General features: G+C 61.8%; 16 protein-coding genes. 12 read left to right on the top strand and 4 right to left on the bottom strand.

All coding sequences use genetic code 11. The features are described from left to right. Positions 1 to 31: 31 nt before the first annotated feature. Positions 32 to 1981, bottom strand: a complete 1950-nt coding sequence (locus ACLQ8T_RS13950; RefSeq protein ID WP_413454989.1) for a S8 family peptidase — start codon at positions 1979 to 1981, stop codon at positions 32 to 34. Positions 1982 to 2555: 574 nt separating this feature from the next. On the opposite strand from ACLQ8T_RS13950, the gene ACLQ8T_RS13945 reads away from it, so the two are divergent. The 8 genes from ACLQ8T_RS13945 to ACLQ8T_RS13910 all read left to right on the top strand — a co-directional run bounded on the left by ACLQ8T_RS13945 (position 2556) and on the right by ACLQ8T_RS13910 (position 8492). Continuing rightward, the gene (locus tag ACLQ8T_RS13945) at positions 2556 to 3512 is read left to right on the top strand and encodes an N-acetylglucosamine kinase (RefSeq protein ID WP_413454988.1); all 957 of its coding nucleotides are present in this window, start codon (positions 2556 to 2558) and stop codon (positions 3510 to 3512) included. A 96-nt stretch (positions 3513 to 3608) separates the two neighbouring features. Further along, complete coding sequence (locus ACLQ8T_RS13940) at positions 3609 to 3926, top strand: bifunctional 3-phenylpropionate/cinnamic acid dioxygenase ferredoxin subunit (RefSeq protein WP_038993327.1); 318 nt, start codon at positions 3609 to 3611, stop codon at positions 3924 to 3926. Continuing rightward, positions 3927 to 5060 (top strand): NAD(P)/FAD-dependent oxidoreductase, encoded by a 1134-nt coding sequence (locus ACLQ8T_RS13935; protein ID WP_413454987.1) that lies wholly within the window; start codon positions 3927 to 3929, stop codon positions 5058 to 5060. Between the two features lie 7 nt (positions 5061 to 5067). After that, complete coding sequence (locus tag ACLQ8T_RS13930; protein ID WP_413454986.1) at positions 5068 to 6324, top strand: MFS transporter; 1257 nt, start codon at positions 5068 to 5070, stop codon at positions 6322 to 6324. A gap of 152 nt (positions 6325 to 6476) precedes the next feature. Beyond that, entirely contained in the window at positions 6477 to 6965 is a 489-nt protein-coding gene (locus ACLQ8T_RS13925) for an Lrp/AsnC family transcriptional regulator (protein ID WP_204722960.1), read from the top strand. 199 nt (positions 6966 to 7164) lie between these two features. Next, entirely contained in the window at positions 7165 to 7410 is a 246-nt protein-coding gene (locus ACLQ8T_RS13920) for a hypothetical protein (RefSeq protein WP_204722959.1), read from the top strand. A gap of 358 nt (positions 7411 to 7768) precedes the next feature. Next, positions 7769 to 8140, top strand: coding sequence for a hypothetical protein (locus tag ACLQ8T_RS13915; RefSeq protein ID WP_413454985.1), 372 nt, complete (start codon positions 7769 to 7771; stop codon positions 8138 to 8140). Positions 8141 to 8303: 163 nt separating this feature from the next. After that, a complete protein-coding gene (locus tag ACLQ8T_RS13910; protein ID WP_038993331.1) occupies positions 8304 to 8492 on the top strand; it encodes a hypothetical protein in 189 nt (62 codons plus the stop codon). Here ACLQ8T_RS13910 and ACLQ8T_RS13905 read toward each other — a convergent pair. Next, positions 8489 to 8704, bottom strand: coding sequence for a hypothetical protein (locus ACLQ8T_RS13905; protein WP_413454984.1), 216 nt, complete (start codon positions 8702 to 8704; stop codon positions 8489 to 8491). The genes ACLQ8T_RS13910 and ACLQ8T_RS13905 overlap by 4 nt on opposite strands. Continuing rightward, positions 8704 to 9351: a TetR/AcrR family transcriptional regulator gene (locus ACLQ8T_RS13900; RefSeq protein WP_413454983.1), complete on the bottom strand. Its 648-nt coding sequence runs from the start codon at positions 9349 to 9351 to the stop codon at positions 8704 to 8706. Before ACLQ8T_RS13900 ends, ACLQ8T_RS13905 begins: the two co-directional genes overlap by 1 nt. Before the next feature lie 105 nt (positions 9352 to 9456). Here ACLQ8T_RS13900 and ACLQ8T_RS13895 point away from each other — a divergent pair, with 105 nt between their 5' ends. From ACLQ8T_RS13895 to ACLQ8T_RS13885, 3 genes are all read left to right on the top strand, one after another. Beyond that, positions 9457 to 10884, top strand: a complete 1428-nt coding sequence (locus ACLQ8T_RS13895) for a flavin monoamine oxidase family protein (protein WP_413454982.1) — start codon at positions 9457 to 9459, stop codon at positions 10882 to 10884. A gap of 3 nt (positions 10885 to 10887) precedes the next feature. Beyond that, positions 10888 to 11760, top strand: coding sequence for a universal stress protein (locus tag ACLQ8T_RS13890; RefSeq protein ID WP_413454981.1), 873 nt, complete (start codon positions 10888 to 10890; stop codon positions 11758 to 11760). Between the two features lie 152 nt (positions 11761 to 11912). After that, positions 11913 to 13436 (top strand): APC family permease, encoded by a 1524-nt coding sequence (locus ACLQ8T_RS13885; protein WP_413454980.1) that lies wholly within the window; start codon positions 11913 to 11915, stop codon positions 13434 to 13436. 126 nt (positions 13437 to 13562) lie between these two features. On the opposite strand, the gene ACLQ8T_RS13880 is transcribed toward ACLQ8T_RS13885, so the two are convergent. Further along, positions 13563 to 13811: a hypothetical protein gene (locus ACLQ8T_RS13880; protein ID WP_413454979.1), complete on the bottom strand. Its 249-nt coding sequence runs from the start codon at positions 13809 to 13811 to the stop codon at positions 13563 to 13565. A 168-nt stretch (positions 13812 to 13979) separates the two neighbouring features. On the opposite strand from ACLQ8T_RS13880, the gene ACLQ8T_RS13875 reads away from it, so the two are divergent. Then, on the top strand, positions 13980 to 14384 hold the full coding sequence (locus ACLQ8T_RS13875) for a low molecular weight phosphatase family protein (RefSeq protein ID WP_038993337.1): 405 nt from the start codon (positions 13980 to 13982) through the stop codon (positions 14382 to 14384). The last annotated feature ends 19 nt before the right edge of the window (positions 14385 to 14403 follow it).

Here is a 14403-nt window from a genome sequence, read left to right as displayed (position 1 = left end):
ACTTAATTGGTAACCAGATGGAGATTCAGGGCTAGCTGATGGCTACCGCTGCATCATCGATGCGGAACAGCGTGGCCTGGGAGCTGTCTTCCACGCCCTTGAAGCGCAGGGTGACGGTCTTTCCGCGGAAGTTGCCCAGGTCAACGGTCTGCAGTTCGTAGGATGAGCTGGCATCCAGGTTGGACCAGGTTCCCATGTTGTAAGTTCCGTAGTTATCCAGGACCTGGACGGTCAGCTTGTCATACTGGCTGTAGGCGGTGGTTTCATTGGTCAGCACATGCAGGTAGAACTCCAGCTGCGCAGCAGAGGCATCTGCCGGGATGGTGACCTTCTGGTCCAAGGTGTAGGTGTTGGAGTTGCCCCAGCCATTCAGGCCAGCCAGGCCGTTGCCGGAACGGGCAGCCGAGCCGGTCTCGAAGGTGTCGGCGCGGTTAGCAGTCCAGTATTCCGAACCATTCTCGAAGCCCGCGTTCTTCAGCAGGTTGCCGCTAGGCTCCGGATCCGGGGTTGGCGTGGGGTCGGTGCCTTCCATGGCGCTCATGATCTTGGCAGCATCCACCAGACCGGCACCGCAACCGATGCTGCAACCGCCTGGCATCGCGCGGGTGCCCTGCTTCAATGCGGTTTCCACTGCAGCCGGGGACATCGACGGGTCGACCGACTTCATCAGCGCGACCATGCCCGCTACGTGCGGGGTGGCCATGGACGTGCCCTGGTAGAAGGTGTAGCCCTGGCTGGACGGGGTGGTGGTGCCGGTGTTGATCGTGGACAGCACGCCCTGGCCCGCGTAGCGGGTGTCGCCGCCTGGCGCGGTGACGTCAATGGCCGAGCCGTAGTTGGTGTAGTACGACGGAGCGCCCGATGGGTTGCTTGCCGCTACGGTAATGACATTCTCGCAGTTGGCCGGACGGGAATTCGAAGCGTTCTGGCTTTCGTTGCCGGCGGCAACAACCACCGACGTGCCACGGGACACCGCCGAGTTGATGGCTGCCTGGTAGGTGGAGCCGCAGGCGCCGCCACCGCCAAGCGACATGTTGATGGTGTCGGCCGGGGTCGGGTTGTTCGGAACGCCAGGGACCGAACCGCCCGAAGCCCAAATGATGGCATCGGCGATGTCGGAGAGGCTGCCGCCGCACTTGGCCAGAACGCGCACCGGCTGGATCTTGGCATCCGGAGCAACACCTGCCACGCCGCTGGAGTTATTGGTGACCGCGGCTACGGTGCCGGCCACGTGGGTGCCGTGCCAGGAGGAGCTGCCAGAGTAGCTGCCACCGCATTCGCCGGCGGCGTACCAGTCGCCTTCATCCTGCGGGTTGGCGTCGCGGCCGTTGCCGTCGCGGGCCGAGGCGGAGCTGGAGACGAAGTCGTAGCCGGAAACGACGTTGGCATTCAGGTCGGAATGCGAGGTAATGCCGGTATCCAGGACAGCGACGATGCTGCCTTCGCCGGTGGCGACGTCCCACGCCGACGGCAAGCGCATGCCGTTGGTGCCGCTGTAGTGCCACTGCTCGCCGTAGCGGGTGTCGTTGGGAGTCATGGAGATCTTCATGATGGCATCTGGTTCCACCGATTCCACGAGGCCGGACTGGGCGATATCGGCCATGAACTCCTTGGCGCCGTTGCCCTTGAGTTTCTTGTCGGCCTTCACCACGAAGCTGCCGGTGGCCATGGCGCGCATCTCCTTGACGGAAACGCCTGCCGCCTTGGCTGCCTTGCCCCAGGCCTTGGCGCGGGAGGACTTGCCCGCTTCCTTGGCTGATGCCTTGTAGGTGACGATGAACTGGTCGTAGGCTTCGCCTGATTCAACCGAACCGATCTTGACCTTGTCGTCTGTGCTGGCCTTGGGGAGGGACTTTTCAGCGGGAACCGGAACAGGGGAGGCAGTGGCTGGCAAGGCGCCAATGCCGAAGCCGCTCATGCCGATCACTACGGCCGCCAAGACGGCCAAGGTCCTCCGAAGAGGGGTGGAAAAACGTGCCATTGATGTTCTCCTTGTAGGGTTTTTGGGCGCACAAAAGCCGGTGATCAATCGATGTGGTGTGTGCCGGTAGGAGCGTACCTGCTCTCCAACTCCTAAAGGAAGTACTTTTCAAATAAATCTTTTATATTCACACATGTACTAAAAAGGTGTTTCACATATTTCAGTGCCTTAATGTGGAGGAAAATGCGGGTCTGCGAAATGAATGGAAGTTACTTTGCATGCGAAGTGGATAAAAATTTTCAGATCGATCTGACCACGGTAAATTTGTATGAGAATATTTGAAACATAGTCATTTACCCGCGACTGGCGATGGATTTCCGGATGGATCTCCTCACCCTCTATCGACTTCACCAAGTTCATGGCGTTAGTATCGAAGCAAAGCTAATCCATTGAATAACCTGTGTTCGGGGATGAGGATGCAGTGGCGGCGATGTTCCTCCGGGAGGTGCAATCGGGAAATCATGCTGTGGGGGACATGAACCGAGGTACAGAACCCAGGCATTTTCATCGAAAAACACATCAGCAACGAAATCGAGCGGGTTCAGAACACAGGTTCGCCAGCAGGCGTAGGCTAATGCTGATTGTGAAGGGAGAAGTGTCTATGGGGCAACGTGTCCTGGCAGTAGACGGCGGTCAGACAGGCATCAAGATCCGCTTCGAACACCGCGGCGAAGACCAAGAGCTGTGCTTTCCCGGCGTGCAAACCAGCGAACCGGTCCTGCCGCAACTGGCACGAGCTATCCGCCACGCGTTGGCCGAGACCCCCGGAGTAATCACGATGATTGGTGTCGGCACCACCGGCCTGGTGAAAGCCGAACACGACGCACGGCAGCTCTTTGAACTCATCGGATCCCCAGAGATCACTGATATTGCGCTGGCGCATGATTCGGTGACCAGCTATCTCGGAGCACTGGGCGACCGCCAAGGTGCGGTCGTTGCCGCCGGAACCGGTGTTGTCACCCTAGCGGTGGGCCCTGGCTCGGTTGCGCGAGTCGATGGCTGGGGCTACATCATGGGAGATGCCGGCAGCGGCTACTGGATTGGCCAGCAGGCAATGAGCGCCGCCATGCGGGGCTTTGACGGCCGTGGCCCAGCCACCGCGCTGACCGAGGAGCTCGCACAGCTCTGGCCGGACCTGACCGAGGCATATATCGACCTGCAGGCCATGCCCGACAAAGTGGCCACCGTAGCCGCCTTTGCGAAGAATGTTGCCCAGCTGGCGGCCACCGATGAAATCGCTGCCGGGATCTGTGCGCGGGCAGGAGAGGAATTGGCAGCCTCAGCCGCAGCGGCATTGCGCCGCGCGGGGTTGGAACAGGACGCCGGATCACTTCCGGTGGCGGCCATCGGGGGAGTGCTCGCCGGGGAATGCGTCAGGAACCGCTTCGAGCAGCAGCTGCAGCTGCTCATCCCGGCTGCACGCGTCCAGGACTCGACGGGCAATGGGCTGGATGGGGCCCAAGGTCTGGCGCTCTTGCCGGAGGACCACCCATTGCATCAGCTCGTATCGCGCTTTCGTGCGCAACAGTAAGTCGTGGACAGCGGTGAACACGGGCCATCAAATAGGTGCTGGCAAACAATAAGTGACAAGATTAGCTCAGAACCTAGTGATTATTAAGGAGTCATCGTGAGTTTCCGAGTTGGTCCCGTAGATCTTGTCCCAGAAGGCGAATCGCTGCTGGTTGAAGCCAAAGACAGCGGCGCAAGCGAAGACATCGCGATCTTCCATGCCGAAGACGGCAACTTCTATGCCCTGCAGGATGAATGCACGCACGAGGTCGCGTCGCTCTCCGATGGCTGGATCGAAGACTGCACGGTGGAGTGCCCATTGCACTCATCGAGCTTCGACTTGAAGACCGGCAAGGTGCTGTGCATGCCAGCTACCGTAGATGCCCGGACCTACACGGTGAACGTTGTGGATGGCTTCTTGGAGCTTGAAGTCTAGATGCCTTCCGTGCACATCATCGGGGGCGGGGTCGCCGGATACACCCTGGCCCGGCATCTGGTGCAGCAGAACTACCCCGGATCCATCAAGATCAGCGATGCCCAAGGCCTGCCCTATGACCGCCCTCCGCTGAGCAAATCCCTGCAGTTTGAACCGTTTGCACCGGTGTCCTGGTACCAGGACAATAATGTCGGGCTGATCCAGGAAGAGGTGGAGCGCCTGCAGCTGCCTCAGGCGGCCGATGACTGGGTGGTGCTGGCGACCGGCACCCGGCCCAAGGCATTGGAGATTCCCGGCGGGCACCACGCGCGCAGCCTGCACAGCGCGGTCGACGCGGCCTGGATCTCCGAGGTCCTGGAATCGGGGATGTTCGGCCAGCGCGTGCTGGTCATCGGAGCGGGACTGGTCGGGGCCGAGTTCGCTTCCACCGCCAAGATGCTCGGCGCGCAGGTCACCCTGGTTTCCAACTCCAACGCGCCGCTGGCCTATGTTCTGGGCCAAGAACTTGCCGAACAGCTGCACGCAGACCATGCCAACCACGGCATCACCACCGTGACCGGTGCGGTCACGGAGCTCGGTCCGAACCATGCCCTGGTCAACGGCCAGCGCCATGAGGCAGAGCTGATCGTTGCTGCCATCGGAGTCGAACCTGAAACCGCGCTCGCCGAGCAGCTGGGCCTGGAGGTGGATGACGGGATCCTGGTGGATGCGCAGCAGCGGTCGCTCAGCTGCCCGCAGGTGCTGGCCATCGGCGACGCCGCCCGGGAAGAACACCAGCCGCGCACCGTGCATTGGGAAGCCGCGATGGAAGATGCAGCCCAGGCGGCGGCGACGATCATGGGCACTGCCGCTGTGCAACGATCGGTACCGTGGTTCTGGAGCGACCGCCACGAAATGCACGTGGAAACGGTCGGAGACTTCAGCCAGGCCGCCAGCACCGTGACCCGCCTGAACCGGCGAGGCAAGATCCAGATGGTCTTCGGTCTCGATGCCAATGGCTCATTGGTATCAGCCTCGATGATCGATGGAGGCCTGATGGCCAAGGCAGTGAAACGGCTGATCGCCAAGTCAGCCACCCCAAGCATTGAACAATTGAAGGACCCAACCGTGGGTCCGCGCGAGTTAGGCCGGTAGGAAACTTATGAGCGCAGCCGAACCGATGGACGTTCCCGCGGCCCTGCGGACGCCCATCAAACGAGTTGGCCCCGGCTGGATCGCCGCGGTGGTCATTGTCCACATCGGCATCAATGTCGGCTTCTTCGCACCGATCCAGGTGCTGCTCGGCTTGCACGCCGAAGCGCTGGACGCCAGCCAGAAGAATGCGATCCTCTCGCTGGTCACCGGTGTCGGCGCGGCCGTCTCGCTGGTAGCCAACCCGCTGTTCGGCGCCCTGAGCGACCGCAGCACCTCGAAATTCGGGCGTCGCATTCCGTGGGTGTTCTTCGGAACAATCTGCGCTGCACTGGCCCTGCTGCTGATGTCGACGGCGCACACCGTCAGCACGCTGGTCATCGGCTGGGCGCTGACGCAAGCGGCCGGCAATGCAGCATTGGCAGCGATCTTCGCGGCCATCCCGGACAAGGTGCCGGTGGAGCAGCGCGGCATGGTTGGCGGCCTGGTGGCCCTAGGCCAAACCTGCGGTTCCCTGATCGGCGCGGTGATCGGCATGGTCGCTGCCAGCAACCTGGTCTTCGGCTATGCGATCGTCGCAACCGCTGTGGCGATTTGCTCCATTCCTTTCGTTCTGATGCGCCAAGACGTCGCACTGCCCAAAGGAGCGCTGGAGCCGCTGAAGCCGCTGGAATTCCTGCGCAGCTTCTGGATCAACCCGGTCAAGCACCGCGATTTCGGCTGGGCCTGGCTGACCCGCTTCCTCCTGTATCTGGGCTGCCAGCTCTGCCTGGTCTACCTGCTCTTCTTCCTGCAGGACGCGATCAAGCACCCGGAACCGGCACAGGGAGTGCTGGTGCTGACCGCGATCTACGCCTTCTGCGTCATCTTCTCCTCGGTGATTTCCGGCAAGCTCTCGGACAAGGACGGCAAGCGCAAGAAATACGTTATCCTCTCCTCGGTGATCGTGGCTGCCGCGGCAGGCGTGCTCACCTTCGCTACCTCGTTCACCACGGCCATCGTCGCAGCAGTGCTGTTGGGCATCGGCTTCGGCGCGTATCTGGCGGTGGACTTCGCGCTGCTGACCCAGGTCCTGCCGAATGCCGATTCGCGCGGCAAGGATCTGGGCATGATCAACATTGCCAACTCCCTGCCCCAGGTGGTCGCCCCGCTGATCGCCTGGCTGGCGGTGACCTGGTTCGGCGGCTACCCGACCCTGTTCCTGTGCTCGGCGGTAATCAGTCTCCTCGGCGCCGTGCTGGTACGCCAGATCAAGAGCGTTCCCTAGAACCCGGGCCAAGAATCCTGCTGCATCGCGCAGCCAAAGGCAGGGAAGCTGCGCGTCGCCGGGAACTGGTGGCGGAAAAGGGCCATGGGGCGCTACCTGAGGTCGTATGATGAATCCAGCGATCCGCAATTACAAGAAGCAGGTGCGGCCGAATGCCACTGAACGAACCAGGACGGGAAAGCCGTGCGCCGCAGCTTGACGGCATTGACCGCAAGCTGCTGGCGCTGTTGGCGAAGAACTCGCGGCGGACCAACAACTCCCTGGCAGAAGAGCTGGGCATCGCGCCGTCGACCTGTCTGGCCCGCTTGAACGCCTTGCGAGATTCGGGAGTCATCTCGCGATTCACCATCGAAGTCGACCCGGCGGTGCTGGGCCGCGAATTGGAAGCGTTGATCTTCGTGAAGATCCGACCCGGAGCGCGTCACCTGATGTCGAACTTCGCCAGTGACATGCGAAGCAAGCCCGGGGTGCGGCAGCTGTTCTTCCTTGGCGGCGCCGACGATTTCGTCCTGCACGTCGCGGTGCGCAACTCCTCGGACGTGCGCCAGTTCGTGCTCGACAACCTGTCTGCGAATCCTGCCGTCGCGACGACGCAAACGTCCCTGGTTTTCGAACACGGACATGGCAGTGGAGGTTTCTGACCCGCATTCTTGCCATTTTTCGACCGTTCGGTGTTCGCAGGAGCAGTCTGCCTCACGGCATTGATCGAAGAAACATGCTAAACTTGATGTTCTTCTCGTAGCATGGCTGCGGCCCGTTGGCCGCTGGGGACCGGTTCTCCAGCACGGCAGTGGAACCTGCCGCAGCTGCGACTGAATGAATGGGGAGGTTGAGAAGTCCATGAATTTTGACGCAACTCTGATCACCGCAGTGGTGACGTTGATTGTTCTGGCCGTTGCAACTGCTGTGCTGGTCATCCGGTACAAGCGCACTCATCAGGCGGAAATCCGCCAGGCGCTGATTGCCAAGGCGCGCAAGCGCGGCGTTACCTCGCCGGAAGACCTGTCGAACCACGACCTGGCATTGCAGATCCGCGCAGCGAAGCGCCAGCGCAAGCAGGATGGCAAGGATCTGAAGACCGCATAGGGTTTGGTCCTTTGCGCTGATTGTGCTGAGCCCCAGTCCATTTTTGGACTGGGGCTTTGCCGTGCCACGGGCCATGTCATCCGCTGGCCTGCGCATTTATCGAAGGCGAATAATCCATGAAATGGTACCGGTAGCAATTCCCTGCGACCTGCGAAATACAGGCCAATAACCACTGCGGAAAAATTGCGGAAACTATGCTCCCCGTCACCAGGAAAGTCGATTTAGCCCCAGAATCATGCGGATTGCATCACAAGAGCGTGTGGGCTTCTGAACAAACCACTTCTCAGTAGATAGACGGTCGGAAATGATGGATATGACTGGAAATGCGCAAAATGATAATTCCCTAGGAGCAGCAGCAATGGCCTCGATCCCACTCGGTGAAGACATCCTCTTGGCACGCCACGGCGCCAATATCGTCAAGCTTCGCCAGGATCGAAAGAACCGCATGACTGTTGCCTATTTGCGCAGCGGGGCAATCGATACTGCCTCGAACCTGCTCACCGCTCCGGTTCCCGCATTGACCCCGGCAGCCAGCATCACCGAAGGCGCAGCTCGCTACCTGAACGATGAAGCCGAGATCAGCCGCGGCGAGGTCCGCTCGCTGGTCAAGATCTCCCTGGGCTTTTCTGCCCTGATGGGCGTCGTGTTCGGCGGCCTGGTCCTGGCGTTGTACAAGGTCGGCGGCAACGAAGCGCTCCAGTCGCTGAGCTACATGAGCGCTGTACAGTAGCTTTCCCAAGCATTTTCAGAAGACGGGATCCCGGGGCAACTCGGGGTCCCGTTTTCGTGCGTCCCCGATTGGCATCGGTTATGCCTTGGGACTTGCGGCAAGTCTCGTATTTCTGGCCTTGCGGGCATAGGATGGCGGCAACCGACAAGGATGGGAGCAGGCCATGCGTTTTGTTTTGGAAGTCAACTTCGATACCGAGAACATGCAGCTCAAGCCGTTGGAAGAGCTGCAGAAGATTCTGCGGGACTGGTCGACGAACATCACGATGTATCCGATCGTTGCCGGTGCCCAGGAGGACGTCTACGACTCTGACAACGAGCAAGTAGGGGAGTGGGCTATCCTCGACGACTAGTTCCGTCGCTTTGAGAACCGCCCGATGGCGTAGCCTGCCGCCAAGGTGATCAGCAGGATCAGCCACAACGGCGCGGCGGTGTGGAAAAAGAAGAATTCCACGCGCACATAGGTCAGGTTCTGCAGGATGAAGACCAGCGCAATAGCCACCAGTGCAATTGAAGCCCACTGCTTGCCGGTGATCCGCGGCGTCGGCTCATTGTCCATGGTCATCAGCTTCCGTTGGCCAGCAGTCCGGATACCAGGGCCGCGAGCCCGCGCTGGAACGAATCATCACTGGTATCGAGCTTCGAGCGGCGTTGCGCCGCCACGGCCCGGGTGAAATGCGGAGTCAGATCCTGGTGGTTGCTGGTATCGAAAATATCATGGGGCGCGGCGGTGTCCATGGCCGAGCCGAAGATGAACGACTCCAGTGCGACAATCGTCGGCACAATCTCGTTTTCCGCCATGCCGAAATCCGCCAGTGCTTCGGCCACGCGCTCGTACATGCCTAGGGTGCGCGGGGAATCGGTGACCGGCAGGACCGCAATGACCGGGATCAGCGGAATGTGCCGGGCGAAGACGTTGCGGTAGCTCGTGGCCCACCGCAGCAGTGCTTCCTTGATGCCCGCCTCGTCGAATACCGAGGTGTCGATATCTGCCATGACCCATTCCTGGATCCACTGCAGCAGGTCGTGCTTCGAATCGACGTGGTTGTAGAGCGCCGAGGGCGAGACGCCAAGGGATTTTGCCAGCCGCTGCATGGTCAGCGACTCGTAGCCGTCCCCCGAAACCAGTTCCAGCGCATGCTGGGTGATGCGCTCCCGGTTCAGTACCGCCTTGCGTGGGCGGCCGGCTCGTCTCGCTTCCGTTTCGCTCATGCGGACCTCTTCCTGACGTGGGGTGCTTCACAACTGGATGTTCGTACCCTATGCTATATGACAGGTAAATGAACAATATTCATTTAATTGTGCAAGGGAGCGATCATGGAACATCTGGAACGCGACGTCGTTGTCATCGGGGCGGGGCCATCCGGGCTGACAGCGGCCTATGAGCTGAGCAAGGCCGGCAAGTCCGTCGCCGTGCTCGAAGCCCGCGACCGCGTGGGCGGCCGCACCTGGACCGATGTCATGGACGGGGCGACCATCGAAATCGGCGGCCAGTGGATCAGCCCCGACCAGACCGGCCTCTACTCGCTGATCGAGGAGCTGGGCATCGAGACCTTCGAACGCTACAAGGCCGGCAAGAGCGTCTATCTCACCGAGGACGGAGAGCGGATCGCCTACGAGGGCGAGGACTTCCCGGTGGCTGCCAGCACCGTAGCCGAAATGGAGAAGCTGGTGGCGCTGATGAACCAGCTGGCCGCCGGCATGGACCCGGACAAGCCATGGGAGCACCCGCAGGCCGAAGAGCTGGACAAGATCTCCTTCCACCACTTCCTGCGCCAGCACTCTGCCGACGAGCTGGCCTGCAACAACGTGGGACTGTTCATCGCCGGGGGCATGCTCACCAAGCCGGCGCACACCTTCTCCGCGCTGCAGGCAGTGCTCATGGCATCCTCGGCCGGCTCCTTCGACAACTTGGTCGATGAGGACTTCATCCTGGACCGGCGCATCGTGGGCACCATGCAGGGCGTCTCCAAGACCCTGGCCGAAAAGCTTGGCGAGGGCATCGTCTTCCTGGACAACCCAGTGCTCAAGCTCGAATGGTTCGACGGCGGCGTGGTGGCCCACGGCAGCACCGTGACAGTCTCGGCCAAGAAAGCGGTGCTGGCGGTGCCGCCGAACCTGTACTCGCGCATCTCCTACCTCCCGGCGTTGCCGCGCAAGCAGCAGGTCACCCACCAGCACCAGTCCATGGGCCTGGTGATCAAGGTCCACGCCGTCTACGACACCCCGTTCTGGCGCGAAGAAGGATTGTCCGGCACCTGCTTCGGACCGGCCAACCTTGTCCAGGAAATCTACGACAACACCTACATCGGCGAGGAAACCGGCACCCTGGTCGGCTTCATCTCGGACCTGCAAGCCGACGCCATGTGGGAACTGGACGAGCAGCAGCGCCGCGCGGCGATCCTCAAGTCCATGGCCGGCTACCTGGGGGAGAAGGCCCTGGATCCCAAGGTCTTCTACCTCTCGGACTTCGCCGCCGAGGAATGGACCCGCGGAGCCTACGCCACCAGCTACGATTTGGGCGGCCTGCACCGCTTCGGCCCGGCGCAGAACGAGAATGTCGGACCGATCTACTTCTCCTCCTCCGACCTGGCCGGCGAAGGATTCCAGCACGTGGACGGCGCAGTGCGCATGGGCCGGCGCTCGGCCGCGCGCATCATCGCCGCCCTGGACGGCACCGATTATGACCAGAGCTATGACGGGGTGGCCACGCTGACCGGTGCCAAGGAAGAGGCGAACGCCTAAGCCATGGAATTGCTTGTAGGCTACACCGCTGACCAGCGCGGCGCCGAAGCCATCGAACTGGCCAGCGCTCTGGTGGCCGGCACCCGCGATGCATCCTTGAAGATCGCCATCGTGCTGCCAGCCTCCACCCCCTTCAATGCCGTCTACCCCGGCGGGGATCATGGATTCTCCACCATCCTCTCCGCCCAGGTGGACCGCTGGGCGGCCGAAGCCCTGGCCCTGGTGCCAGACGGCATCGCCGCCTCGGTGGTGGCCCGCTCGGTGCCCTCGGTGGCCGAGGGACTCATCGCGCTGGGCGAGGAATACGGGGCGCACGGGATCGTGCTGGGCGGGCGCAAGCGCCACCGCGCCGGCTTCTTCAGCCCAGGGGCGATCGCCAACGCGCTGCTGCATTCATCGCCGATGGCAGTATTCATGTCCTCGCCGGCATCGTTGGCCACGCTGCGCGCGGCCAACGGAAAGATCACCCGGCTGACCGCTTTCGTCGGGGACCGCCGCGGCGCACGCGAGGTCATCGGCCTCTCGGCGCGGATCGCCGCCGCCTGCGCTTTGCCGCTGCGCGTGGCCACGCTCATCTCCCAAGCGGAGCTGGCCAACCCCGAGCAGGAGCTGGGCGACTACCTGGCCAAGACCCGCAGCTATCTGGAGGAACTGACCGAGTCCCTGGGCCTGGACGCGGCCATCGAGGTGGTCTCCGGGCAGGGACTGGATGAAGCCACGGCCCAGCTGTCCTGGCAGGACGGGGACCTGGCGCTGCTCGGTTCCGCCCGGCTGGCCGCTCCGCGCCGTCTATTCATCGGGCCCAAGGCCCAGCGGATACTCGGCCAGCTCAATGTGCCGATGGGCGTCATCCCGAGCCTGGATGCGGCCCGCTAGGGAACACCGCAACAATCCTGCACCACCCCTTAATTCCCCGGACGCCTGCCGCGAAACTGCGCGGACGGCGCCTCACTGACCCCTGACGGAAGGTGGCTCGGTACTTGTAGCCGACGCACGCGCACCCCGCTGAAAGTTTGAAGGTAACCACCATGTCGCAAGACCTGAGGCAGGCATCGACGCCTGCACGCTCCGAGAGCGGACTGCACGAAAAAGGACTGCCCAAGGGCACCGTGGGCGTATTGGGACTTGTCGTTATCGGCATCTCCTGCATCGCCCCGGCCTACACCCTCACCGCGGGGCTCGGCGCCACCGTGGCCGAAGTCGGTACCAGCCTGCCGGCGATCCTGCTGGCCGGATTCCTGCCGATGCTCCTGGTGGCCCTGGGCTACCGCGAGCTGAACAGCGCCATGCCGGATTCGGGCACCTCCTTCACCTGGGCGACACGTGCTTTCGGCCCGATGATCGGCTGGATGGGCGGCTGGGGCCTGATCGCCGCTACGGTGATTGTGCTCTCGAACCTGGCGGCCGTGGCCGTGGACTTCTTCTACATCCTCCTTGCCCAGCTCACCGGGCAGGATTGGATTGCTGAGCTGACTACCAACTTGTGGATCAACATTCCCACCACGCTGGTGTTCATTGCGGTGGCCGCCTGGATTTCCTATCGGGGCATGAATGCCACCAAGGTCTTCCAGTACGTGCTGGTCGGGTTCCAGGTCGCGGTGCTGCTGCTCTTCGCCATCATGGCGCTGACCTCCAGCCAGCCCAATGATCCGACGCCGATTACCTGGCAGATGTTCAACCCCGCCGGCATCGATACCTTCTCGGCCTTCGCCGCGGGCATCTCGCTGTCCATCTTCGTCTTCTGGGGCTGGGATGTCACCCTGACCATGAACGAGGAAACCACCGATCCGAAGAAGGTCCCCGGACGCGGCGCCACCTGGACCGTGCTGGTGATCATCGCGCTGTACCTGGCAGTGTCGCTCGGGGTGATCTACTGGGCAGGCGTGGGCACCACTGGCCTGGGTGCCGGCAATCCGGAGAACCAGGAATCGATTTTCGCTGTGCTGTCCGGTCCGATCATGGGCCCGCTGGCCATGCTGATGTCCCTGGCCATCCTGTCCTCCTCGGCCGCCTCGCTGCAGTCCACCATGGTCTCGCCGGCGCGCACCTTGCTGGCCATGGGATACTACAAGGCGCTGCCCTCCAGCTTCGCCAAGATCTCGGCGCGCTTCATGTCCCCGTCGGTGGCGACCTTCGCTGCCGCTGCGGCAGCTGCTGGCTTCTATGTGATCACCCGGCTGCTCTCGGAGAACGCGCTATGGGATACCATCACCGCGCTGGGCCTGATGATCTGCTTCTACTACGGGCTGACCGCGTTGGCCTGCGTCTGGTACTTCCGCGGAGAACTGTTCGATAATGCCCGGAACTTCTTCTGCAAGTTCTTGGCGCCGTTGATCGGCGGCATTGTGCTGCTGGTGATGTTCTTTGCCACCGCCGTCGAATCCATGAATCCGGAGTACGGTTCGGGCTCCGAAATCGGGGGAGTGGGCATGGTGTTCATCCTCGGGGTTGGCGTGCTGCTGCTGGGCGTGGCCATCATGCTGTGGATGCGCCTGCGCGACCCCGCATTCTTCAAGGGCGAAACCATCAAGACCCGCAAGCGGCTGAAGTAGCTCGGAAGCCACAAAGCCCAATGACCTGCCCATGAGCGAATCATGGGCAGGTCATTGGGCTTGCTGCATTTTTGGGCAGCAAACTACCGCGGTGCTGGATTCGGCAAGCCTAGGCCAGTAACGGGACTAGACGTTAGTTTTGGCCCCGGCCATGTGCATGGCTACTCCGATGGCTGCCAGCACGACGCCGAACGGGGTGAGCGCGTTATTGATCAATGCGTTAATGAAACTCAGCGGGACGTTGGCCAGTAGGGTTCCGCCATAGCCGGAATTCAGGCCCCACGACATCAAGGCCGGAATGAAGCTGCTGAGGAGAACACCAATCAGCATCACGACTACGCCGGTGACAATGATCTTCTTATGCACAGCGAGCATCTTTTCCTCCTGTTGCCGTGGGCTGAGTAGTCATAACCGTAGCCACATCCCCAGCTTTTAGCCATAGCGGCAGGACAACGATCTTGCGTAATGGGGCGCGGCACGGCACATTTCGCAACCTTTCCGTTGAAAGGCCACCAACCTGCGGGTCAATGGTTCAATAGGTTCATGGCTAACTCGGTACTTTTCATCTGCTCCCGCAATGCCGGCAAATCGCAAATGGCCGCCGCATTGATGGACTACATTTCTGAGGGGAAGGTGACCAGCTACTCGGCTGGAACCAACCCAGGTTCGGGCATCAACCAGGAAGCGGTTGAATCGCTCTCGCAGGCCGGCGCCGACATGTCTCAGGGCACGCCCAAGGCCATTGATCCGCGCGTTGTCGAGCAAGTCGACCGCGTGGTGATCCTTGGAACCGACGCGAATCCGCAATTCGATCCGTCCATTAAGACCGAACGCTGGGTCACCTATGAACCCAGCGAAGACGGCATCACCGGTGCGGAACGCATGAACATGATCCGCGATGAGATCGCCGACCGCGTGCGTGAACTGTTCCACGAGCTGGAGCGGTAGGAATTACTGTTCGCGATGC

This window comes from Glutamicibacter sp. FR1 (assembly GCF_047300825.1).
GTDB classification, from domain to species: Bacteria; Actinomycetota; Actinomycetes; order Actinomycetales; family Micrococcaceae; genus Glutamicibacter; species Glutamicibacter nicotianae.
Note: the sequence above shows the minus strand (reverse complement) of the source record. Positions and strands in the feature narration are given on the sequence as shown.